This window comes from Bartonella sp. MR100HLJHH, from assembly GCF_042194215.1.
In the GTDB taxonomy this organism is placed as follows: domain Bacteria; phylum Pseudomonadota; class Alphaproteobacteria; order Rhizobiales; family Rhizobiaceae; genus Bartonella; species Bartonella grahamii.
Genome location: NZ_JBHIMR010000005.1, coordinates 121,803 through 144,556, shown reverse-complemented (window position 1 = coordinate 144,556; position 22,754 = coordinate 121,803). Strand labels below are relative to the sequence as shown.

Annotated in this window: 32 protein-coding genes and 1 pseudogene; 4 read left to right on the top strand and 29 right to left on the bottom strand. The window is 45.2% G+C overall.

The features are described 5' to 3' along the window. From ACFIJ7_RS04635 to ACFIJ7_RS04495, 29 genes and pseudogenes are all read right to left on the bottom strand, one after another. Positions 1-442 (bottom strand): baseplate assembly protein (locus tag ACFIJ7_RS04635; RefSeq protein ID WP_375644720.1); only part of this gene is annotated, 442 nt, incomplete at its 3' end. Further along, positions 439-960: a hypothetical protein gene (locus ACFIJ7_RS04630; protein WP_375644719.1), complete on the bottom strand. Its 522-nt coding sequence runs from the start codon at positions 958-960 to the stop codon at positions 439-441. The genes ACFIJ7_RS04630 and ACFIJ7_RS04635, both read right to left, overlap by 4 nt. Then, the gene (locus tag ACFIJ7_RS04625; protein WP_375644718.1) at positions 957-1,451 is read right to left on the bottom strand and encodes a phage virion morphogenesis protein; all 495 of its coding nucleotides are present in this window, start codon (positions 1,449-1,451) and stop codon (positions 957-959) included. Before ACFIJ7_RS04625 ends, ACFIJ7_RS04630 begins: the two co-directional genes overlap by 4 nt. A 1-nt stretch (position 1,452) precedes the next feature. Then, positions 1,453-1,875, bottom strand: a complete 423-nt coding sequence (locus ACFIJ7_RS04620; protein WP_375644717.1) for a gp436 family protein — start codon at positions 1,873-1,875, stop codon at positions 1,453-1,455. A 15-nt stretch (positions 1,876-1,890) separates the two neighbouring features. Continuing rightward, positions 1,891-2,856, bottom strand: a complete 966-nt coding sequence (locus ACFIJ7_RS04615; protein WP_375644716.1) for a capsid protein — start codon at positions 2,854-2,856, stop codon at positions 1,891-1,893. Between the two features lie 12 nt (positions 2,857-2,868). Then, positions 2,869-3,210 (bottom strand): hypothetical protein, encoded by a 342-nt coding sequence (locus ACFIJ7_RS04610; protein ID WP_375624180.1) that lies wholly within the window; start codon positions 3,208-3,210, stop codon positions 2,869-2,871. After that, entirely contained in the window at positions 3,207-4,250 is a 1,044-nt protein-coding gene (locus tag ACFIJ7_RS04605; protein ID WP_375644715.1) for a phage protease, read from the bottom strand. Before ACFIJ7_RS04605 ends, ACFIJ7_RS04610 begins: the two co-directional genes overlap by 4 nt. Positions 4,251-4,858: 608 nt before the next feature. After that, positions 4,859-6,064: a phage minor head protein gene (locus ACFIJ7_RS04600; RefSeq protein WP_375644714.1), complete on the bottom strand. Its 1,206-nt coding sequence runs from the start codon at positions 6,062-6,064 to the stop codon at positions 4,859-4,861. Beyond that, entirely contained in the window at positions 6,057-7,658 is a 1,602-nt protein-coding gene (locus ACFIJ7_RS04595; protein WP_375644713.1) for a DUF935 domain-containing protein, read from the bottom strand. The genes ACFIJ7_RS04600 and ACFIJ7_RS04595 overlap by 8 nt, the downstream gene beginning before the upstream one ends. Before the next feature lie 12 nt (positions 7,659-7,670). Next, complete coding sequence (locus ACFIJ7_RS04590) at positions 7,671-9,293, bottom strand: hypothetical protein (RefSeq protein WP_375644712.1); 1,623 nt, start codon at positions 9,291-9,293, stop codon at positions 7,671-7,673. Then, complete coding sequence (locus ACFIJ7_RS04585) at positions 9,286-9,867, bottom strand: phage protein Gp27 family protein (protein WP_208431556.1); 582 nt, start codon at positions 9,865-9,867, stop codon at positions 9,286-9,288. The genes ACFIJ7_RS04590 and ACFIJ7_RS04585 overlap by 8 nt, the downstream gene beginning before the upstream one ends. Continuing rightward, positions 9,830-10,186 carry a hypothetical protein gene (locus ACFIJ7_RS04580; protein ID WP_026500468.1) on the bottom strand — a complete coding sequence of 119 codons (357 nt, stop codon included), beginning with the start codon at positions 10,184-10,186 and terminating at the stop codon, positions 9,830-9,832. Before ACFIJ7_RS04580 ends, ACFIJ7_RS04585 begins: the two co-directional genes overlap by 38 nt. Beyond that, positions 10,183-10,497: a DUF2730 family protein gene (locus tag ACFIJ7_RS04575; RefSeq protein ID WP_375644711.1), complete on the bottom strand. Its 315-nt coding sequence runs from the start codon at positions 10,495-10,497 to the stop codon at positions 10,183-10,185. Before ACFIJ7_RS04575 ends, ACFIJ7_RS04580 begins: the two co-directional genes overlap by 4 nt. Continuing rightward, the gene (locus ACFIJ7_RS04570; protein WP_375644710.1) at positions 10,494-10,655 is read right to left on the bottom strand and encodes a hypothetical protein; all 162 of its coding nucleotides are present in this window, start codon (positions 10,653-10,655) and stop codon (positions 10,494-10,496) included. Before ACFIJ7_RS04570 ends, ACFIJ7_RS04575 begins: the two co-directional genes overlap by 4 nt. A 46-nt stretch (positions 10,656-10,701) precedes the next feature. Continuing rightward, positions 10,702-11,040 (bottom strand): hypothetical protein, encoded by a 339-nt coding sequence (locus ACFIJ7_RS04565; protein ID WP_375644709.1) that lies wholly within the window; start codon positions 11,038-11,040, stop codon positions 10,702-10,704. Beyond that, complete coding sequence (locus ACFIJ7_RS04560; RefSeq protein WP_375644708.1) at positions 11,033-11,320, bottom strand: hypothetical protein; 288 nt, start codon at positions 11,318-11,320, stop codon at positions 11,033-11,035. The genes ACFIJ7_RS04565 and ACFIJ7_RS04560 overlap by 8 nt, the downstream gene beginning before the upstream one ends. Next, on the bottom strand, positions 11,317-11,898 hold the full coding sequence (locus tag ACFIJ7_RS04555) for a glycoside hydrolase family 19 protein (RefSeq protein WP_375644707.1): 582 nt from the start codon (positions 11,896-11,898) through the stop codon (positions 11,317-11,319). The genes ACFIJ7_RS04560 and ACFIJ7_RS04555 overlap by 4 nt, the downstream gene beginning before the upstream one ends. A gap of 87 nt (positions 11,899-11,985) precedes the next feature. After that, a complete protein-coding gene (locus tag ACFIJ7_RS04550) occupies positions 11,986-12,393 on the bottom strand; it encodes a helix-turn-helix domain-containing protein (protein ID WP_375644706.1) in 408 nt (135 codons plus the stop codon). A 6-nt stretch (positions 12,394-12,399) separates the two neighbouring features. Further along, entirely contained in the window at positions 12,400-13,017 is a 618-nt protein-coding gene (locus ACFIJ7_RS04545; protein ID WP_375644705.1) for a regulatory protein GemA, read from the bottom strand. 10 nt (positions 13,018-13,027) lie between these two features. Continuing rightward, a complete protein-coding gene (locus tag ACFIJ7_RS04540) occupies positions 13,028-13,651 on the bottom strand; it encodes a DUF3164 family protein (protein ID WP_375644723.1) in 624 nt (207 codons plus the stop codon). A 14-nt stretch (positions 13,652-13,665) separates the two neighbouring features. After that, positions 13,666-13,917 carry a hypothetical protein gene (locus ACFIJ7_RS04535; protein WP_375644704.1) on the bottom strand — a complete coding sequence of 84 codons (252 nt, stop codon included), beginning with the start codon at positions 13,915-13,917 and terminating at the stop codon, positions 13,666-13,668. Next, positions 13,914-14,177, bottom strand: a complete 264-nt coding sequence (locus tag ACFIJ7_RS04530; protein ID WP_273755273.1) for a hypothetical protein — start codon at positions 14,175-14,177, stop codon at positions 13,914-13,916. Before ACFIJ7_RS04530 ends, ACFIJ7_RS04535 begins: the two co-directional genes overlap by 4 nt. Continuing rightward, positions 14,174-15,205 carry an AAA family ATPase gene (locus ACFIJ7_RS04525; RefSeq protein ID WP_026500458.1) on the bottom strand — a complete coding sequence of 344 codons (1,032 nt, stop codon included), beginning with the start codon at positions 15,203-15,205 and terminating at the stop codon, positions 14,174-14,176. Before ACFIJ7_RS04525 ends, ACFIJ7_RS04530 begins: the two co-directional genes overlap by 4 nt. Positions 15,206-15,553: 348 nt before the next feature. Then, positions 15,554-17,533, bottom strand: coding sequence for a transposase domain-containing protein (locus tag ACFIJ7_RS04520; RefSeq protein WP_375644703.1), 1,980 nt, complete (start codon positions 17,531-17,533; stop codon positions 15,554-15,556). Then, entirely contained in the window at positions 17,530-17,988 is a 459-nt protein-coding gene (locus tag ACFIJ7_RS04515) for a hypothetical protein (protein WP_012232200.1), read from the bottom strand. Before ACFIJ7_RS04515 ends, ACFIJ7_RS04520 begins: the two co-directional genes overlap by 4 nt. Continuing rightward, positions 17,985-18,832: pseudogene (locus ACFIJ7_RS04510) on the bottom strand (ParB/RepB/Spo0J family partition protein). The gene ACFIJ7_RS04515 and the pseudogene ACFIJ7_RS04510 overlap by 4 nt, the downstream one beginning before the upstream one ends. After that, entirely contained in the window at positions 18,832-19,230 is a 399-nt protein-coding gene (locus tag ACFIJ7_RS04505; RefSeq protein WP_375631901.1) for a hypothetical protein, read from the bottom strand. The pseudogene ACFIJ7_RS04510 and the gene ACFIJ7_RS04505 overlap by 1 nt, the downstream one beginning before the upstream one ends. Beyond that, positions 19,214-19,354, bottom strand: a complete 141-nt coding sequence (locus ACFIJ7_RS04500; RefSeq protein ID WP_375644702.1) for a hypothetical protein — start codon at positions 19,352-19,354, stop codon at positions 19,214-19,216. Before ACFIJ7_RS04500 ends, ACFIJ7_RS04505 begins: the two co-directional genes overlap by 17 nt. A gap of 72 nt (positions 19,355-19,426) precedes the next feature. Next, entirely contained in the window at positions 19,427-19,720 is a 294-nt protein-coding gene (locus tag ACFIJ7_RS04495) for a helix-turn-helix transcriptional regulator (protein ID WP_183194530.1), read from the bottom strand. A 151-nt stretch (positions 19,721-19,871) separates the two neighbouring features. On the opposite strand from ACFIJ7_RS04495, the gene ACFIJ7_RS04490 reads away from it, so the two are divergent. The 4 genes from ACFIJ7_RS04490 (at position 19,872) to ACFIJ7_RS04475 (ending at position 22,130) form a co-directional block, all read left to right on the top strand. Then, positions 19,872-20,390, top strand: a complete 519-nt coding sequence (locus tag ACFIJ7_RS04490; RefSeq protein WP_375644701.1) for a helix-turn-helix domain-containing protein — start codon at positions 19,872-19,874, stop codon at positions 20,388-20,390. Between the two features lie 481 nt (positions 20,391-20,871). After that, positions 20,872-21,279, top strand: coding sequence for a hypothetical protein (locus ACFIJ7_RS04485; RefSeq protein WP_375644722.1), 408 nt, complete (start codon positions 20,872-20,874; stop codon positions 21,277-21,279). Between the two features lie 124 nt (positions 21,280-21,403). Continuing rightward, the gene (locus ACFIJ7_RS04480; protein WP_375636660.1) at positions 21,404-21,610 is read left to right on the top strand and encodes a hypothetical protein; all 207 of its coding nucleotides are present in this window, start codon (positions 21,404-21,406) and stop codon (positions 21,608-21,610) included. A 34-nt stretch (positions 21,611-21,644) separates the two neighbouring features. Beyond that, positions 21,645-22,130 (top strand): autotransporter domain-containing protein, encoded by a 486-nt coding sequence (locus ACFIJ7_RS04475; protein ID WP_375644700.1) that lies wholly within the window; start codon positions 21,645-21,647, stop codon positions 22,128-22,130. Positions 22,131-22,754: the final 624 nt, after the last annotated feature.

The following is a 22,754-nucleotide window of genomic DNA, read 5'->3' as shown; positions in this document are numbered from 1 at the left end:
AACCTTTTTCACTCAAATGGATTTGGTTTTCCCCATGGGAGAGAATGAGTTCATCCTTCGTGATACGCAAAGCGCCACCCGCATAACACAGAGCAAGTTCTTGGAAAGAGCGTGCGGGATTAGGTGCATCCTCACTATAACTATCGCGCACCACCAGAGAGGCAGAACCAATTTCGCCATGGGGGTTTAACAACCGCACCGGATCACCAACATGGAGAGGCATATTGCTTGAGAGAGCGCCAGAAGCCTCTTGCGCTTGTAGCCAAGGCGATAAAACCGCTTGTCCATTGGAACCCTGTTCGGAAAGTTTCACCCGCACCCTATGGCCATCAATTTCTGCAACCCGCCCGATCATGTGTTGGTTGGCAAGACAGCGTTCAAGCGCATCAAGACGCTTCATTATTTGCCGCAAGGTGTCACTCAAAAGATGCGCATCATTCATGCCAACACCTCATTATCACATGAAATCAAACCACCTTTGAGTTGTCCTTCATCACAAAAAATATCCTGTCCCAACTGATGCAAATCTTGGTGCCATTCCACCACGCTTATCGATACACCACGCTGCTTAATCGCCGCAGAGATAATCGGTTCAATTTGCACCTCACGCGGGGCGCTCAAATGCGTTAGCCCCCACAATTGCCCGCTATGACAAAGCACCGCAATAGCTTCTGCCAAAAGCCAACTGGAAACATCACGCTCTTTGCCTGTGGTAATAATAAAAGCCCCTAAATGAAGCTCTGCACTCATGTGTCCAGAAGCAACAGAATTGAAACGGCTTTCTAACACCGCAACCCGTATGGCTGGAGCCACCAGCATCTGTGTTTCAAGCTCTTCTAAATTAAAACGTCCAAATTGACAGCCGCAATCACGCACATCCGGAAAAGCACTTTTAAGGCTCGTTATAACCGCTTCACGAAACTGATTAATGCGCCCTGCTTGTGTGATCGTTTGACTCATGAAAAGACCCTTTCCAGCCAGTCTTCTGCCGCTTTGACAATTTCCACTTTATTGTGCTCTGAAAGCCCCAAATAAGGGCGTGCGGGCATGGTCACTTGATGCACACAAACAAAGCGGTGTGCATTGCCGCTTTTAAGAAAAAAGCGCAGTGTCTTGCCATTTTTCGGGCGAATAACCCCACCCAATTGATGAATCCGCGCATAAACCAACCCAGAGCCCACAATCACCTGTTCTGGTGATGCTTTCATATCAATGGAGCGTGAAAGCGCCCCACTGGCATAAAGAATGGAGGTGCGAGCATGATTGTTTTTCCACTTCTCCCCTTGGGGAGAGGTCTTTTCGCTTTGAATCCGCCGCCTTGTGCTCTCTTGGATGAGACGCCCAACCCCTTGTGCCAAAGTCCCCATCGAGCTATCAGCGCCCTTTTGTAAAAAGGATAAAGCCGCTTCAAGCCCTGTCTCTTTAATTTCAATATGGGTTGAAACAGACATGTTACCTTCCCATCAAACGCGGCTTAGCATGGAAAAAAGCCCCATCACGCACGGGACCATCTTCGCTCATAATTTTAGGCTCATCTATACCTAAACCCGCTTTGCCTTCCGCAATGCGTTTCAAGAGTTCAACCGCCTGTTTGTAACGATCTTCAATGGTCGTTGTCAGTGCCGTATGCCGTATGGCTAAATTATAAACAGCAATATTGACACAGATCATACCCAGAGCCGCCGGCTGTCCAGCAATCGGGACTGAGTAGCGATGAGACAAATGCACATCAATCTCACCGCTTGCCTGTTCGAGAGCGCGGGCAATGGCTTGCTCTGAAAAAACTGGATCAGAATTTTCATCCATCCCGCACAAATCATCCAAGAAGTCATCACCCCAGAGCTCTTCAATCAATGTTTTGCTTGCATAAGCCATGTTTAAAAGTTTCCCTTAGACAACTTCTTGCAACAAAACGCCGGCATCTTTTGCAGCGACCAATTCACACACGCGTTCCCCCACACGCACCCGTTTACCACCTGATAAGCCGATATCTGGATCTTGGATCACTCCAGACAAACGTTCACCCAACTGGGCACTAAAGCCCCAACTGATGACCGATCCATCCGCCTGTTGTTTGGTGGGGTCAATATAAAGCAGTGCAATCTTATTGCCCCAAACGCGTGCCAATTGTGCCGAACGCCCTTTGCGTGCCAAATTCACTTGCGATTCACCAATGAGTAAACGATCGGGGTGTATTTCCATCAGATCAGCAAATTGCGCCTTGGTGACAAAACCATCAGCAGTGCCACCCCCTTTAACGGCTTTAATGATTTTGGGATGACGTTTGAGTTTTGACCAAACAACTTTACCCATCACAATGGTGTTGGGCGTATAGACGAGACTTTTATCCATCGCCTCATCTAAAGTGGCATAAGGGTCAGATTTTTCATAATCACTGAATTTATTCTCACCTTTGAGAGTTATCACGCGCTCTGGTGCGTAATTTTCACTTCTTTGCACAAGGGCTGCAACACGCACTTCACGCCCCAATTCTAGCAAATTGGCAAGTCCCTCTACAGCTGTCTTTTCGGGGTTATAACGAGAGCGTCGCTCCGCCCGTGCGCGTGCCGCTGCTTCAATATCTGAATTGGGGATGAGATCATCCAGTCCGTAATCTTTGACACTGGCTTCCCGTTCAAAGGCAGAAAATTCCACCACATTCGGGCGCCCTTTTCGCCCAACCTCAAGTTCAGGCACGGTAAAATTTTCCGCTAAAGGAAATTCACTATATTTAAACACCTCACTTAAAACAGAAACGCGTGGCAAAACTTTATCGCCAATAAGAGAACCTGCTGGATTGCGATAACCAATAGCAATAGCAGTAAGTGTTGGATCAATGGGAAAAGGTCTGTTCATTTTAAGCCTCGATTAATTAATTTTAAAAGAAATAACATCACCAGCAGAGCCATCACTCATGGCAATACCAATGGTGCGATCTGCTGCTTCTGCCCTTATGGCGTGCCCCTTTGGGTCAGAGGTCAAAAAATCACCAAAGGAAACATTGCCTCCACAAACCACTTCGCCCCAACCACATTGGCCAACATCAATCATCTCACCAGCCTTGGCTTCACAAGACCCAGCAGTCCCTAATAATTTATCACCCTTACCAGAAGCCGTTGCCACCATTCCCTCACCGCGGGCTGCAACAATGCAATAAGGTGAGATCACATCTCCAGCGCGAAAAGATTTAATTAAAATCATCGTACTCATGATTGGCGCTCCTTTTGCTCGCTAATATACTCAACTGCTTGGCTAATGGTGATGTCGAAGCCTTTTTGCTTCTGCTCTTCCTGATAATGACGTGCCGCAAGGGCAACCTCTTCTGGAGCAAGCTTTGGTTCTTGTGCTAAGGCACACACTTCTAGAGGGCTTGTTGAGGCAAGCGCCGGCAACTTCTCGACCAAACTTTTAAAATGCTCCATCCCCCCTTCAAGGGCACAAAGCGCACGATATTCCTCGCGAGCAGCCGGCAAAATCTTGCCCTCTTCAATGGTCTTATCTAAAAGACTCTCAATGGCACTGTTTTTTTGCTCTTCTTGCAAAAGCGCTAAATCTTCTCGCGCTTTTTTTAATTGGGTGCAAAGTTCCACGCGTTCCTTTTCGCGCGCTTTAAGCGTTGCTAAAACCTCATCCGCTTTAGCGTCTTCTGCCAGCGATAGTGCACTGGCAATGGCTGTCAAATCCATCATTTTCTCCGTCAAAGTTATAGGGGAAGGCTGTTCACGGCTTAAAGCCGTCATGACAAGGGCTGGACGATTGACCAGTCCAGCACCGGCTAAATTCAAAATTTCACCTTTCTTGGAATGGCGAAACTCCGGCGAAAGATAGCGATATTCTCGGGCAATAATTTTTTTGGTAGCCATATCGGTCCATTTAACACGCCCCCAAATCGCACCATCCCGCTCTGCTAATTCTTCAATCCAGCCACTGGCAGGTGCTTCTAAACCATTTCTCGCACGGTGATGTTGCCCATGCTCATAATCAATCACAAGCGGTCCTTTATTGGCTGCAAAGGCTTTTAAAATAGTTTGCGGGTTATAATGCCATTGTCGTCCATCACGTGCCTTCACATGGGGCGCTTTGGGCAACAACTCTACCCACTCAGGCGCTTGGCTAATGGTGGCGTCTTCACATGAAATGTCTTGGCATAAAACGTCTGGGCAAAGATCTATTAACGCAGCATGAAATGTTCCATCATAAAATGTTTCTGCATCCCCATCTTTTTGATCTTCGTGAAATTCCTGTTCCATACATTGCCTATTGCTTTACAATTGTCATTGGCAATACAATGCATGAAACTTACTCCCACTATAAGTCTGACACTGTCAGTCAAAAGAGCATTTCTCAAAAAAGCACTCTTTTCCCTATTATTCTCCTTGTGAGAGAAACCCCCGTGCTAAACCATCCCATAAAATCGTTTTCAAAGGCACTTCAAAGGCGATAGAGCGCCGTTGTGAAGTTAGAGGTACAATTAATCGCCTTATACAAAAAAAGCCTCTCTCAAGCCGTTTTTTTAAAGATTGCTTTTTGGCTTAAAAACATTATATCATTGAATGTAAGGCGTGAGCCAGTTTTGCCAGGACGGTTTTACCGGATCTGCGAGGAGTTGACCGCCCTCCACGCCTTCTTATTTTCTCAAACATCGACTCTCTTCACAAAAGCCAACATGGTTTTTCTCAAGTCGTTTTTTGAGAGATTGCTTTTAAACTTTTAAACTGTTACATTATCTTCGAGGCGTGAGCCAGTTATACCAGGACGGTTTTACCGGATCTGCGAGGAGTTGACCGCCCTCCACGCCTTCTCATTTTCCTCGCCTCTTTTCCGTTAAGAACACAAGACTTTCTTCCTGTTGTTTTCTTTACAACAACCTCTCGCCCTTTTTTTCAGCCGCATCCAATAAGCGTCCAATTTCTCTAGAGCTTTTTTTATGCATGGAAGTCAACCACCATTCTTGTTTGCTTGCCACAAATTTAACCGCTAAGCGCCACCATACCCCATCATTTTCACCCAAAAACACAACGCTCGGTACACCTTTTCGCCTGATAATTCCATGGGGGCGGATGAGTGTTTGAATGGCGCCACGAAAATCATCCAAGTGAAGAGCTCGCGCTTGATGCTCTAACAAAATATGTTTCACACTGTCTGAGGATAAGCGAATAAGAGAATTTTCCGCTGCAAAAACATCACCCACCTTTTGTGGTATAGGTGCAATGGGTATAAACCCGCGAGGCATCCGTCCTTCAAACATGGCTTCCAAAATTGGCGAACCCACAATATCTTCAATGGCAATGCGCTTGTCATTGTCCCCCATCACGGAAATTTTATCACTCAAAAAATGATTTAAATTTTGCGCCCGATGTTTCCCAGGGTTCAAATGCCAACCAGGATCAATCCCCTTTGGTATCTTCTCAACTTTCCCCGTCCGTTTATTGTGCCAAACCTGCTTTTCAACATGAAGTGGTTCTGCCCCCTCTTCATATCCTAAATTGTCTGCTTCATAACGGCTTACCTGTCGCACACTGCATTTACACCGCCAACCATTGGGTGGATAAAGCCAATCCCAAACCGGATCATCAACGGGTGCAGTAAACCCCACCCAACTTTCATGTTCTAAACGCTTATGTTCTGAACTCGACAAAGCATAGGTGAGATAGGGCAAAAATTCTTTATTATTTTGTGTGCGCTCCCACTCACCTGCCGCATGCGCACTCATGGTATTGGCCCAATAGACCGTTTCTAAACGCCGTGGGCTGCCCAATTGCACCACGCTCTTTTCACCAGTTTTGGGGTCAATGCTGGTCTTTTTACCCCACCAACCCTTTTCCTGTAAAATCGGCATCAAATTTTTTTGAAAATCTTGAAAAGGAACTTGATGTTTTATGGCTTCTCCAACCGCTCGCTTAAAATCATCCAAAATGTCATAGCCTACCGATTTTGCCACCGTAAAGGAAAAAGCATGTTCTTCTGGTGCCACATCACGCCAATCAAAGCTTGGAACAAGTGCCTTGGCTTCAAAATAACGGGTGACCTCTTTAGGGGCGGTTTTAAAAAGTTCCTCATCCATGATACCCAAGCCCACGTGCAATCATTTGTACTTTTGCCAAGCGCGCTGCTAATGCGTGATGATCCATCTCACCTAGCAATTCATCCAAGCCTTTTAGGATATCCTCATAACTTTTTGCTTCTCTCACAAGCTTTTTAAAAGGCTCTAAAAGGGGTTCTAAGTCCTCTTCCCAGTCACTTAAAGCTTCTTCAGAAAGTCGGTCCAATTCGTCGTGATATTTCCCACCCTGCTTTTTTCCACCCTTACCCTCTCTTGTCACAGAAACATCAAAAGCACCCCCACAATCAGCACAAACATGAGCCTTTTGTCTTGCCTCACCATCCTCTTGTCCCCTCTCATCATCAAGCGCATTATCAGGAGACTTTAAAACATCTTCTTCTTTTGTTGGTTGCGAAAAGCCAATCTTATTGCGCACTTCTTGCGCCCCAACACGCAAACCTAAAGGCACAAGTTTTTCCAGCGCATCACTAATCGCTTTAATATCTTCATTTTCCGAAATCGGCCAATAGACAAGGGGATAGCGCTCTTGGCGCCCAAAATTAATCTCAACAAAAGGCACAATCAAATCACGATTGGCTGTCAATGCCAATTGCCGTGCATCAGCTCTGGCAATATCATGGCGCACATTTTCATGAATGCGTGCTTGCGAAAAGGACGAACCATCATCCGTCGTCATCGTTTGTCCCAACACACCCTTTGAAATCTGCCGATCTAAATATTCCGCCTTGACACCAAAAACCGCATTGCCACTGCCCCCTGCCGCTTCAATAAATTCAATCTCCATTTCTTTGGGAATAATTGCTGCCGCATCACTGGATAAATCACGTACTGCTTGAATGAGAACCCGCCGTTCCTCATGAGAAGAGCTCGCACCATATTTGCCCACACGCAAAGGCATACCGTAAACTTCTAAGAAGGCCATCCAATCTTTCAGTGTATAAGATTTAAACAAAAAAGCCCAAGCTGCAAGCCGTGCAAGCCCCGTGCGGATAGGTAAACCACTTTTTAACTTTGGGCGATGAATGGAAAATTTATAAGCAGGCAACTCAATACCATAGTGAGACCCCTCTTCTTTTAAACGCAAATGAAAACCATCCCGCCGGTCTAATTGAAAAAACCGCTGGTCACGCCATTTCCAAGCAACCGGCCACCATTCCTTAGCACTCTTGTCCCATAAGGTTTCAACAATCGCATAGCCTTTTCCCAAAGCATCTAACAAATCCGTCACATAATCATCAACAAAAGTGGGTGCACTAATCACTTCTCGCACCGCATCCGCAATCTTTTTGTCCAATGCACTGTTGCTTGCTGCAATCACTCCAGGCTCCACCCCTGTGAGAGCATTTTTACGCATGCCAAGCACAGCTCGATAATGTAAATCACGCTCTTCCATATCATCGGCAAGTTGGAAAAACTGCTCTGGATGACCCCCTGCTGCCTGTTGTAAAATATCAGCAAGTTGCGCAGGGGTGAGACCACTGACAATGGTTTGTGACCACACATCACGAACACCATTAACGGTAGGGCTTGCAACTTCTCGCTCCAACCCTTTGATATTAAGCGCCCTGCCCCACTGATCTAAAAGTTTTACCATCTCATCATCCCATCAATAAATCTTTGATCGCATTGTTGAAAAAAAAGGCGTTGAAAAGAGCGAGCTTTCATCAAAACGATAAGCCTCTCTCACAGGTGTATAATCATAAATTTCAGGAGTTTGGCGGCTGGCAAAATAAGCCAAAGCGCAAGCAATCGCGCTATCACCATGACGCATAAAACCATCACTGCCTTTAAAACGATGATTGTCTGGAATTTTCACAATGCCATTGACATAAGCAAGCGCTTGATGATCCGCAACAATGTCACTATCGCGCGGCAGAACAATGGACCCATCCCCAAAAGCTTCCAAATAAGCCGGCATTTCTTTGCCATACCAACTTTGCGACAATTGCACTTCCCTCACACAAGCCCCATAACACTGTGCTGCTTTTTCCGCTAAATAAGCCCCATTGCCCCGTGCATCCAAAGCGCCCCCCAACAAACGCGGCAAGCCATTCACCACATAAAATAAAATCTCTCTTTGTTGATCAAACGGCGTATTGCGCAATTCCACCATAAACCGGACACGGCGCACCAAATCTTGTCCCACCTCCATCACCACAATGGAGGTGGCATCCCCACTCCGCGCAAAATCAACACCAAAAACATGTTGGCGCCGTCGGTCAAGCTCAATATGAAGAGGTTTTAAGCGCCCCTCACACCAATTAAAAGCAGCTTGACTTCGTTGATAATCCGATTGATTTTTAAAATCATCCACACAAGCAAAACGCAACACCGCAATATCAGGCGCGCAACAATTTTCAATCTGTAAGCGTGTTAAAGCCGCTCCTTCTTGATCGGCGGGTATGGCATCTAATTCTTGGCGCATAGCAGCCAAACGCACCCCATAAGAGGCACGAATTTGCTCTTCCCATTGTTGCTCAGACGCTAAACTCCACACCTCCCCCTTCATGGCACAAACTCGTTTAAACAAGCCATTTTTAACAGCGACACCAAAGGGGTAACAATGCACCGAAAAAGGCACTTTTCCTGCTCGCGCCTCACGGATCAATTCATTGAAAGGGTTTAAAACACCGTTATGGGTAGAGATCACACGGATCTTGCCTCCCCAAATCAACAAAGCATTGACCGCATCCAAAACAGCCCGCACATCTTGATGAAACGCCGCCTCGTCAATCACTACAATACCTTGTAACCCACGGATATTTTCAGGGCGGCTAGAAAGCGCCTCAATCCGAAAACCTGAAGCAAAACGCACTCGATAAGCAGAGATATATTTTGTTGACCCATCCGCCCTTTGATCAGAGAATAAAAATTCCTCCATATCCCCACTATTACGAGTGATTGCCCTTGCAAAATTGCTCACATAACCAATAAATTCACGTCCCTTTTCTTTGGTGTCTCCAATATAAAAAACATTATCGCCACCAGCTTCACGCGTTGCTGCCGCAATAAGGGTATCATCCAAAGCTTCCGCAAAAGTAATGCCGGTCCGCCGCCCCTTTTCAACCAATTTTAATGGGGACTTATCTTCAATCCATGCGCATTGATGCGCCATCAAAACACCTTCCTCCAAAGGATCTTGCTCTTGAGGAAAAGTACTCGCCTGCCAAATATCAAAACCACTCTGATGATCAAAGACATGACTTTTTGAGAGGAGCTGTTCAGCCATTTTTAACCCCCAACACCTGCGCACGAATAGCCCGCGCGCGCTCTTTAGAGAGCCCCGCTGCTGCCGCTGCCATCTCAACCGCTTTACTTGCTTTGGAGGCAAAATCATTTTCCAACTTTTGCCGCCTCGTGGTCGACAAATGTTCAGCCGCCAAAACCCCTTTGAGCGCATTGGCCAATTCTTGTGCCGCTTTTGGTGAAAGGTTTTTGCCACTGCTTAACGTGGAAAAAATCAGTTCTTTAATCGCCGCCGCTGTCAACAAAGTAATATTGTCAGAAGCTTTAGCATCAAAGCGCTGCGAGAGGCTTGCTGCAATTTCTCTTGTCTGTTCTAGGCGCCGTGACATCACGGCTAGCCGCAAAGAATAACGATTAAAACTGGAAAAAGAGGGAATAGAAAAGCTTAAACCCGTTTCCTTTTGTAAAGCCTTCAAAGCCGCTTTAAACTCACCATAAATAGCCATTTGTGTCTTCTCACGCCCATTTAAAGCCTCAGCAGCCGCAGCAATAATCTGATCACAAGCTTGCGGCAATAAATCAATCGCCGTTAAACGTCCACGCCCGACCTTGCGCATCCTTCACCTCGTATTTTATTGATGAACGTTTAGGCCGCTTAATCCCCTCAATGGAAAAGCTCCGGTCTAAATGACGCGCTCCCCGTTCTGTTAATGCCGCAAGAAAAACTGAACCCACCTGTTTTAATGTGACAGCACCTTGATCTTCCATAAAAGCCAGTTCATTATGCACAAAATCGCGATCGCGTCTGATGCCATAACTGTATAAAAGCCGCTCGATCATCGCACTCGATAAAGTTTCACTGCGCTCACAAGCAAGCCCTTTTAAAATAATTAACCGCGCTTCTTCACGGATGATTTTATCCATATCTGCTTTCATTTTTTGGCATTCTCCAGTAAAAACTCTTGCAAGCGCTCACCAATGGCTGCCACCGGTTGCAATTGCGCAGAAAGCGTGTTGAGACGACCATTCAAACGTTCCATATTCACTTCTAATCTTTGCATCGCATCGCGATCAGGCAAAAAGTCCATCTCCGTTTCTAACTTTTGCACACGCTCTTTAAGCACTGTCATGTCTTTCAGCATTTCCCGCGCACCTGAAGAAAAATAGGCTCTCAAAACCCCACAAATCGCAATAACCGATAACAATAAAGACAACCAGCCATTCGCAACACTGATATCCAAGTTCACTTGAATCCCCCCTCTCTTTTGCCTAAAATCGCCCGCTCCACAGCTTTTCTGCGTTGTTCACAAATCAATAAAGCAGCGCGATCACGCCCCCAATAGTGCACCACTTCGCGCGCATTCAAAGCACGCTCTGGCAATAATGCTGGGCGGGCACACGCCATGCGAACAACAGGCGGCAATTCAACCGATAAAAACTGATACGCAAAACTATTCCTTGGCTTGGTTGTTGAGCAAGCGCACACGCTCAAGCCCAATACCACAGCCAGTAGTTGGCAATGCTGCATTGACCTCCTCCATTTTCACAAGCTTTTGTTCCAAAGCCGAAATTACCCCTTGCGCTCGATGTTCAGCTTCCAACGCTGCTTGCCTTTGTCGCTCCATCTCAAGCTGTGCACGTACAGAAGCCTTGGTAATCTCCAACTGCCAATACAAATCACGCGCCTTTTCCGCCTTTAAAACTTGCGCTTTCATAAAGCCAAAAGCCGCTAACATCACACTGACCAAAAACAACAAACCAAAAGACAGTTTTGAAAGTGGGCTAAACATTGCGCTTATCCCCCCACCCCGTTATCTCCACCCCATCATAGGAGCTGCTATGCCGCTTATGGGAATGTTTCCTATTGGAAAAATCCAACGAACCAAAACCACGATGCACACCCAAATTGCCAACAATAATCGCCACCATCGAAGGAATAGAAATACCTGCCATATCAACAATATGCGGTGCCCCCCACAAGCCACCAGAAACGAGCAAAAAAATAACCCCCCAAGCAAACCAAAAGGACCACCACAAATAGAGCCTAGAACCACGATAAGACGGTTTCATGCCTTCACCTCGCCTCCAAGTTCCAAAAGCTTTTTGGCGCGGTTTAAATAGGTCAAGCGTTGCACAAGTCCATTCTTGCCGCCATTAATCGCCTTGGTAATCCTCACGACATCATCTTGATCTGCTAGCTTATTCAACCCTCGCATCTGCCAAAACCAAACAGCAGACCAAAGCGCTGCTGGAAATCTTTCCACCACTTCTGGAAAAGCTTCACAATCAACCGCCTGATCATCCACTGAGTGCCAAAACTTCGTAAAACGGCGATAATTATTGCGCCCCGTTAATTGGATCAAACCACGCCCCTTAAAGCGCACACCATCCCCAGGGTTGACATTGCCTAAATCACGCCGCCCCTCATAAGCGCGCCCAGAGGCATATTCACAAACGGTAAAAAAACCATCACTTTCATGCGCACATTGGCTTAAAAAATGTGCAACACGCAAACGTGTCGTGATCGCACCATAAGACAAAGCTTCAGGCAACGCTCGTGCCATTTCAACGATAATAAAATCTTGGCGTGCATGATGCGTCAGTTTAGGCGCAAGGCGATGAAGAAAAGAGGCATCTATTGAAATCATAACAAACCACTCAATGAATAAAAATCCATTCGCAGTTTATGAAATCTCACGTCCCCAATATAAGCCTGACACTGTCAGTCAAAACTCTCAATACTCATAAAACTCTGGAAATAATAAACCTTGTGGTTCTTTTGAAGAAATTTTCTTCTTCAAGCGATAGGCTGTACGCACATGCATACCAGAAACAGCAGCTGCAGCATCCACCGACCAGCCTTTTTGCAACGCTTGCACCATTTTTTGCCGCCGTTCAGCATCTCTGCCAAGGGGAATAAGAAGGCGCACACCAGAACCATTAAAACAAAAATGGCTGATGAGTTGTTCGGCTTCTTCAAACCCAACAATTTCAATCAACCAATCGGCATTTTCAAGACGCCCAGGTATATAAACTTCTCGTCCTCCAAAAGCCCGCATCATATTCCATGCTGCTTCACTGCCCGCAACATCAGCTATTTCACGCAATAAGGCAGGAAAATCGCTATAGATTTCCTCTTGCATGCATGCTTACCCCTCGCTTTTAACACTTTTACGGATTTTCCGCCCCCAAACATTCATCACTTGTCTAAAATCGCCCCCACTCATCTCACCCAAAGCTTTACCACTTAACACCATAACACTTTGATGAAAAGCTTCCACATCAAACACAGCATCGGGATTCAAACACTTCCATTGGGCACGCAAAATCAAATATCCTGGCATTTTCTGCCAAGAATCTTGAATCTTTTTTCCTTTCCAGTCAACCCCACCCTCACGCTGCAACCAACCTTTCAACGCCTCAATAGCTCTGCATGCATCATCGCTATCGCGTAAAAAACGAATATGATCAACGCCTGTCTGTCTTTTCACAAAGGCAAGCAACGCCTTATCTGAACGATCACGAATAATGCCAAGATTCCACCCAGCAATCCAGAGCGCCTGTAACTTCTTAGCATATTTACCCTCTAAACGCTTCACATTCGGCTCAAAACCACACGCTTTCATTTCAGCGACGACTAAACGTTTCTCTAAAAAGTCCAAATCTTTCGCCGATTGCTTGCCTGTCAAGCGATAGAGCAGTGCGCGATAGGTCTCATCATCAAGACCTAACGCGCGTTTTCCCATATGAAGGACAGCTAAAGACATCTCTCCCCCCTCATGTCTTCGCCAGATCAATGGTCACAGCACGCCAAGGATGCTCCAATGTATCACGCTCATAAAAACGCACATACTCCTTAGATGTTGTCACTCGGAATGACTCACGAATAGCACGCATCGCCTCATTCCAGCGTGGATCATCAATATCCAAACGCAACAGCATAAAGATCTCCCCCCGATTCACCTTGCCTTCTTTATCCGTATTAAAAGCACGCGTAATAATCGCACGGATTTCAGGTCGCGCATCCGCAGACCACTCATTTAAGCACTCATCAAGAAGGCTTTTGGCAATTTGCAATTGCGGTCCAAAATCAACACTTTCCTGTACCTGCACCTTAATGCGTTGCAAACCATCAAAGCTTGTGTAAGTACAATTGCCCTTTTTGCCACGCCGCTCCACACCATATTCTTGCGCAAGCAAGCTATCAAAATCACTCAAATCCGTAATTGTATGGTTGTTAAAACGTGCAATCCTTGCCGATAACTCTTTCGCAAAACCCATAATTTTGCGCACCGTTTCATCCTCTAACAAATCCGCAGGGCGGATCAGGCTTACCGGCACCAAAGCCCCTTTCGCATCCTTCATATAACGCGTACCTTCAAGTTCAATTTGTGGATTCATCACCAACTTCCTCCTTATGTTTTTTGAAAACGACGAAATGGCACAACATCCCCTGAAGAAGGCGCACATCCCGCTTTCAATTGCCAACGACACCGCATAAGCTCATGTCCCAAAACGTGGTTATAGCCTGCCAAGCGGCGCAAATAATCATTCAATTCTCGAACATCTTTCGCACTTAAAAAAATCCCATCCATTTCATGTTTTAACAAGGCAGAGCGCAAAGCAACCAAGCAATCTCTCACCATATAAGGGTTCCGTTCCATCATTTTCCGCCTCCAAAATCCATATAAATCACACGATTGCTCTCATCCGCATCAGAGCTGTCACACTCAGCCAAAACTTCTGCAACTTCAGCTTCCAAAACCGCATCCGCTTCCCCCAAACGATGAACACTCAACTCCAATTCAAGCAATAACGCCAAATCAACACACAATTTAAGCTTTTCTCCAATATCAAAACCGCATTGATAATCGTCATAAAGACCAACAAGCGTATCGGATAATTCTTTGTCGCATAAAGGGATCATGCCAATTCCTCCACGTCACGGTTTTTCCATGCCGCTTTGACATGTTTCAGGGTCACCTCACACCCATCTCCAAGCGCTGCCATGCGTGCCAACATCATGGTTTTGTCAATTTGCCGCAAAGCTCCAGCCTTTAAGCCAATCCCTGTCAAAAACTTTATCGCACCAACATCTTCAATCCCCCAATCATGAATGCGCGCAGCAATATCCTCACTATAGGGCTTGCGCCGTTTCAGATGCATCGCCAATCGGCTTTTAATTTGCGCATAAGAGGGACCATTTTGACGATGAACCAACCGCCCCGAGATTTCATCATTCCCAACCAAAGCCAACCCCGTGCCATTGATATCAACAAAATGGCGCAACTGATTAATCGCCTCATCCGTTAAATTTTGCGCCTCATCAACGATCAACAACGTGCCACTCCCCACGCGCTCTAACTTTTTGCCAATGGCACGCGTTAAACGGGTGGGATTATATTCCACCACTTCCAATTCTGCTGCCATATCATTCAAAATACCGTGAACACTGCGCGTATGCGGGCTGGCTGTCACCAGATAAACATGCGGGCGGGTAGAGCGATAATGGCGGCAAGTTTCGGTCTTGCCACTGCCCGCATCAAGCGTAATCATCACCATATCCCCCGTACTTTGTGCCAGTGTTAAAGTATCAATGATCTCACTGGCTATACGATTCCTCTGAAAGGCTGGTTTTTCAGGGATCTTCTCCAAAAAACCCGCCGTTTCCTTTAAAACCTCAACCCATTGTTGAACCTTTGCATTTTGCTTACCCAATTGCCCCGCATAACTGCCCGCATACCATTGCGAAAACGTCCCATCCGGCATGCCTATGCGCCGCGCCACCTCTGCTTTCGACCAATCATTCATTTGCCCCAAAGCTCTGACTGAATCCACAAGCTCATTCCATAAAGCAATGTCATCACTGTTGCGGTTTTGTGCTGTTCCATTAGGCTGGATTTTAGGTCGCGCCCAAGGATTTTTATCGACCGTTGCATTTATCGCGTTTTTCATGTATATTCCCCTCTGTATTGATTTTAGACTGTTGATAAGGGGAAGGGCTCCCACCCGCCCCTTTCTTTTGTCTTTAGAATGAACATTTAAAGCCGTACGCGATACTAAAACGGCTCCCTTACAAATTCCCCTTGGTTCTTTCTCACACATCGGGGAACCTGCTAACTTCACGCTCCTCACCCGATCAGCAAAGACACCTGAAAATTTAATTGTATTGATTTAAACTTTGAATGGATAAGATTCCTCCCCCCCTTTCTTTGTTAACGCTTCAAGCTGATACGCGATACAAAACCAGCTTCCTTTTGAGAATTCTTATAAATCCCCCCTCTCTTTTCCTATTTCCTTATTCTATTGCTTGGGAAACTTGATCACTTCACGCCCCTCATCAGAGGCGGAAAGCTTTCTCAAAGCTTTATGCAAGTGCGTACTAAATTCTTCCTCCCCCAAAACCTCATCATCGTCTGCTGTCAAAGCTAAATTCCCCACATTGTTTGGCATCAAGCGGCTCACCTTTGGCTTTATCGGAAGCTTCGATTTGAACGCTTCATCCTTTTTCTCAAGGCGCCCATAAACATCGGCCAAATGATCAGGCGCAAGCTTTGCTGCCAACTGTTTTTCTGCTTTAACAGCCTTCACATATTCTTTACGCAAACGCCCATTCAAGCGCACCGCATGCTGGTCATAAAAACCTACATCACAAAGGCATGGTGCCAAACAAAGCAACCGATTGTTCAAATCATAAACCCGTAAATCTTGATGCAAATTATCCGGATCAAAGCGTACTATCACCTTTTGCCCCGCATGCTCATTCAACGCCCGCGCCCAATAACGATTGCCATAAAAATGGATCTCGCCCGTACCCTTTTGCGCACGCAATGCCTCAGAGGTTAAAAGCCATAAAGCCCGTTGTGCCGCCGTTGCTTGCCGAACTATCGTTCCCTCGGCTTGCAAACTCTCTGCAAAGGTCTCATCAAAACTGCGCCCCGCACAATTAACCGCCTTACGCCCCGCTTGCGCATTGTGTGCACAAATTTGCGCACCAACATGGGCTTTAAACGCTTCAAATCCTATCGCGCGCTTGCCATAATCTTCAGGCTTGGCATCCGGTTTATTGCCCGTATAAGCCCCCGCACAAAAGGGATGTTTGGAAATCGCTTCTGCCAGATCACGCCATGCCCGCTCAATCGGTTTAGACTGTCCGCTATAAGGGGTGGTCCATTGCAATTGCACCCCCAAACTCGTCAAAAGCCCTTGCGGATCATCCGGCTTAATCTTAAAACGAAAGCGATTTTGCACACCTCCAGAAATCCACTTGCTGGTAAAGGCACGCCCATTATCCAAGGTCATCCGCTCTGGTATTCCATAAGCTTCCACCATATCCCCAATCACCAAACGAACGATTTCCCAAGTCTCAGCATCCGACAGGCGCCACGATAAAATCTTGCCCGAATAAAGATCTTGAATGGCAATCAGATAAAGCCGCACAGGCTTCTCTGTCCAAGGAACATTCACAAAAACATCCAGCTTATGTCCATCCATATTCACTGCTTGCAGTGCATGCAGGCTCGAGCGATCACGCCGTTGTGCCGGATAAAGCTTTTTTGCCTTTTCTTCTCCCTCACGCGCTAAAACCACAACCGCTTTGGAAACTTGTCTTTCAAAACGACGCCGCAAAGCCCGCTCAGAAGGAATGGGCTGCCAACCCCGCTCCTGCGCAACCGAAACCATCCGCCGATAACACGCGGAAAAAGCAGGTTTAGAGGGGCGCAAATAATCCGAACAAAAAACCTCCCACGCCCCCTCATGACACGGCGCAAATTGCGAAACATTCTCCTCACCATAACAAGGCGCTAAAGCTGCCAACCAATCAGGGCGCTCATACCCTTCAACCATCTGCCGCCAATTAAAAAGCGACATCCGGCTCACACCAAATTGCACAGCACTCAAACTTGCCGCATCATGCACCCCCATACCGGCATGGAGCAAATCTTCCCAAAAGCAAAGTGCCTTCAAACGCTCTTCACAGCGCCTTTTATGCGCCTTTGAAAGCCCCTCATAACGCACCCAAATACTTGTCTTTTGCTCCCCTTGCGTTTGTTTCACATCAACAGCCCCACCAAACCGCACCAACAATGCCGCCCGCGCCCCCTCCGGCAATAAAGAGATGTGAACTTCTACAATAGGTCGAGAAACCCCTTTAACTTTACGTGTCAATCCACTTTGATGACGCCATGTGGACGCCAAAATCTTACGCAATCCACCTTTACTTTTCGGCAACCCTGGCAAAGCTGCCTCAGCCAATTCGGCAATACGAAACCATTCCTTCATGGCTGCCCCCTTTTAATGCGAACCGGCGTTGCGCGCATGGCTTTCAATTGCGCTGCAATCTCCCGCTGTTCCTGCTGGAGCCGCGCAATCTCTGCTAACCGCGCCTCATCCCCTTGCAACAGCAACAATCCATCTTCACTCACCACCTCATCCCAGAGCCAAAATGCCTCTGTCGCCCGCACAAATGCCTTAAAACGCGGCAGGGAAATATCCACCTGCTTACTTTCCGCAACATACGCATCCAAACTGGCCTTACTTAAACACCCAATCCCTAAATAATGCGCCATACGCTCCGCAATCACACTGCGCTCATGCCGGCATTCTCTCAAAGCCCGCGCCATCGCACGCTTAATGCGCGAGCGAAACCGCCCTAAATCAATCTGTGCAACGGGTTCGCGGCAGGGAAAAACCGGCTTTTGGAAAAAATCAAGCTGACCGCAACCATGCCTCTTCATGACAGCACCTCCCCCGATTGCTTGTTCAAATAATCATAAAACCGCGCCTTTGTCTGTGCATCTGCTCTCTGCCAAACACCCAATAACTGAGCAAAAATCCGTTCCTGTTCATTAATTTGCGGCGGCGTATTAACCCCATTGACCAAATCAACAGCCCGCCGTAAATCCCCCTCAACCTGTTGCAAAGCAATTGCCACACGCCGTTGCGCAACCGGCTCCATCTTCGCTAATTTTAACAACTGCGCTTGATTATCAGCCAATGCTGTCCCACGCAAAACCGCTCGCAATTCCGGCTGTAAATGTTGGGCAATACAGTTAAGACGTTTTACAACATCTTGAGAAAAACCAATGCGATCCGCCACATGTTTGGCAAAGGGTAAACTTGACCCTTTGCCACTTTGTCCTTTGTATATTGATTACCACCGATCAAAGGTGCAAGTTGCACCTTTGATTTTCTGTCCCCACCACGCTTAATCTCCCCATACTTCTTTTCCCACAATTCGCGGTAAGTCTGGACAAAAAGCGCACGGTCAATAACAGACAATTCATTACGAAAGAGGTTTTCAGCCACTTCTAAAAGCGCGGCATTGTCCTTATCAGCCTGCACCACAACCGCATCAATGTCACTATAGCCCAAAAGCTCAGCAGCACGAAGCCGATGCGCACCAGCTATAAGCGTATAATTGCCCTCTTTAGCATTGGGGGTATGGCGCACCGTAATCGGATTCATCAATCCCTCCCGCGCCATTGATTGTGCAAGTGCCTTGGCATGCTCATCATCCACAGGGCGTATACGCTCCGGCACCACAATCACATCAAGAGCAAGCTTTTGAAACTGTGCCATCACGCCGCCGCCTTTCTGATCTCTTTAAAGAATAAATCCATCGCACGCCCCGCCCATCTTCGATAAGCTTTCGCAAAAACGGGTTCTTCCAAACGCCGGTTAATGGTACGCAAAGAACGAGCAACAGCAGTGCGTTCACGCTCTTGCATGGCAACAAGACGCCGCCGCGGCACCTCAAACTGATAATGCAAGATATGGATAACAATCTGTCGTGCTAACGCCGCATCAAATAAGCCATGCGGAGGGTCAATAATATACCGGATCGGCAGATGCTTAAATCCACCACTCACCGCCTTAAAAGAACAGGCAAGCATAGCTTCCAAACGTTCAACCTCCGAATAAGGATTAACGATATCGCTTCTGGCTTCTGGGGTCCATAAATTACAAGCAGCAACCATAACCACCCCCTATAAAAATAATATGACCACCATCTAATCGCCAAAACCAACCCATCCAAACGGCTGTTCTATGATGCAACTCTATGCAATTTATCTTGCCTATTTCGTATTGATCTTTAGACATTGATAAACCTTTTCATCTTATGGTAATAAATTCATGGCAAATGCGCAAAAGCGCAAAGCCGTGTAACGAAGTTTAAGCAGCATTACCGCGCAAAGCAGAATGCGCACGCGAATCTGTGTTGGCATGTTTTGCTGCTTTAAAAATGCGACGGCGACTTTTGGGGTAGCGGTCGCTAAAAACCTGCTCAACGGGCAAACCGATAAAATCGGCAATAGCACGTTCGGCTTTCTCGTTAGACCGTGTCCAAATGTGTTGAACACTGGATGACGATAGTTGATAAGCTTTCGCGAGCTCCGCCAAGGTCATATTACGGCGGCGTAGCTCGGCTAAAATACTATGGCGATCCCAAACTTGTGTGATAGTCATAAACTTCGCTCCTGCTTTAAACGGATGCTCAAACCATCCGTTTTTTGTGGGGTTAATTGTAAAATATCTGCCCTCTATATCGGGCGGTAATAACAGTTAAAACCATTTTACGGGTTTGTTAACCCGTAAAATGGTTTTAATGGGTATTTTTTTGGCACGTTTAGAAACAGAACCTAAAACACCATTGGCAAAACGCCTACGTGAAATAAGACGAATCTACGGAAATGAAGAACGTAGTATCTTTGCGCAACGGCTTAATTTACAACGTGGCACCCTTGCCAATTATGAAATTGGAGCACACGAACCAACATGCTCAACAATTAACGCCTATTATACGGCCTATAACATTAATCCTCATTGGCTCGTTACGGGTAAAGGCGAAATGTTTAGTGACATGGCAAAGGCGAAAGCAGCTGGTTTTAAAGCACAAACTATTCCTACTGGTCTCATGAAAAAGCTTGGTCGCATAGCTTATACAACCTATCGCGATGCTAAAATAAAACTCCCTCCTGAAGATATAGCGGAACTCGCGGCGGAACTTTGTATAAAGTTGCAAGAGCTTGTTCAAGACATCAACGACACGGAAGAAGTAGAGCTTATTTTACCTCTTTTAAAACTGCATTTAAAGCGTCAAATAGAGGCTGAAAATGCACATCCAGAAACTACATAAGATACAGCTTAATGCCTCTTTAATATGAAAAATCGATATGAAAATCTTTTTACATTAAAAAAATAATATAACTATTTGATTAATAAGCATATATTACCTCTAAAAATAGATAATCATCAATAGATGAAAATCTTTTTTGCTTTTTTGGTCATTTTTGGCTGATTTTGGAGTGAGCTTCACAATTTACCGAATTTTTTTCACAGGGTCTTCAAAGGCGGTTTTCTGGGCTTTCACAGACTTTTCAAAATTTTTCACAGGGTTTTAAAAGACCTTTCAAAGCCTTCTCTCATTTTTACCATGAAAACGCACTTTTTTCTGATTTTCGCTCTTTTTTACAATTTTAGGTGTCAAAATACAATTTTACAAAGAGTGCATTTAATGGTAAAAATTATACATAAAAACAACAAATTACCACGTGTTCCTACCTAATCCCACTTAGTATAAAACCTAGTGTCAAACTACAGCTACAGGAAAAGTAGAAATTCATTTCAATGTCGAATGGAGTGATAGCGCTGCCGTAAACAAACAAAAAGCTGACCATCTTCTGATTCACGGTGATGTTTCAGGGACTACACTGATTTATATCACTGGACATTTAGAAAGGAACAATATTAAAGCAGACACTTCTGCTCTTACCAGTGTACGTGGTCTTTCACTCATTCAAGTTTCTGGAAAAGTAAATCAAAACTCTTTCAAACTTGCAAATGGCTATATCACAATAAGTGGTTCACCTTATAAATATATACTGAAGGCTTATGGACCAAAATCAAACCACAGTAAAACAAATACTGAACAAAACCTTTTAGGAGAAAATAAAAATTTTTGGGATTTTCGCTTGCAACCAGTACTGCTTGATAGCGACTCAAAAGTAAAAAACATCGTGCCATAAATACAAACTCTTTGATCATGCCCAGTGCTCTCTTGTATGCTGGATTGACCGATATGGCTAAGCAAAGTGCAACTGTTAGCCAATATGTGAATATCTGTCTTAGGGAAAGAATAAGACAAACGGAATGGCTTCTTCTTATACGCCTATGGAGAAACAAGAGTTTTATTTTTTGATAAGTAGTGCTCCTAGTAAATATGGTTATAGCAGTGCTAATCTTCGCTATGCTGCTCTACAAGGAGCTATTAACTTTGTCGCGCTAGAAGGGCAAAATATCTACAACACATTTTGGTCTTGTAGGAACCTATGGACAACTCTCTTTCACTCCAAATAATATGCAAGACGGTAAGTAAGAGCATGTTGAATAAATGGTCACTTTACTCACTGCCTATGGCAGTATACAGCGTGACAGTGGTTTTTATCTTGATACTCTTTTATCCTATGAAATCCTAAAAGAAGATATCATCAATGCCATCATTGACAAAACTGCAAAATTGAAAAATGCAAAAATGTTGGCGATCTCCACAACTGTTGGCAAACAATTTGCAACGGGTATTCAAGGCGTAACATTCGAACCACAGGCACAGATTGCCTATCAACATTTGATGTTTGATATCATTAAAGATGCTGATAATCTGACCATTGACATGCAAAATTCTTCTCAATGGATGATCCGTGTTGGTGGACGTTTGACAAAAACCATTGCCACTGAAAACAGCCGTCCTATGTCTTTCTATGGAAAAGTAAACTTAATCAAAACCTTTGGTGATGATCAGACATTCCATATTGATAAGTATTATAAACGTGACCCCTCGGGAAGTTCCGTTGAAGGTGGGCTTGGTATTAGTGCATAATTGTCCACTAACCTCTCCCTTCATGGTGATGTCAGCTATCAACAAAAGCTTCAAAAAACTGGTATAAGTGGTGCAAGCTTTTCAGGAGGAATACTCTATCAGTTTTAAATCAAGACTGTAAAAATAGCCTATTCAATTTAACAAAAAGGCAGCATATTGCTGCCTTTTTGGTTTATTATAAGCTGTTTTTAAGCGCTTTTTTAAATAGAGAACAGCGAAATATTTGAAGACTGTCATTGACCATTGGATGTTTTTTACAAAAAAATTCTTTTTATAAAGAATAAAACTGTAAAAAAGAGAACAACCAAAAACAAAATGATATTGTAAAATAATGAGACGCTTTTCTAGAAAATAGAACATTACTATCTTTTGTTATTTCTCACAAATTTAATGCTTAAAATCCCAAAATAAAACTTTTGAACATAAAATGATAAGTAAAAAATAATGCAATAATATCAAACAAAGAGATGTATGTTATAAGTCATTCGTATATTTCAAAATGGGAGTTCTAATAGGATTTAAAATATTACAGCTCAAACACTGCCCAGAAAATTCATACTGAAAAAATCCTATTATCCCCTTCCCTCTTAACAATGCCGCCAAACATCTCCAGAAACTTCAAAA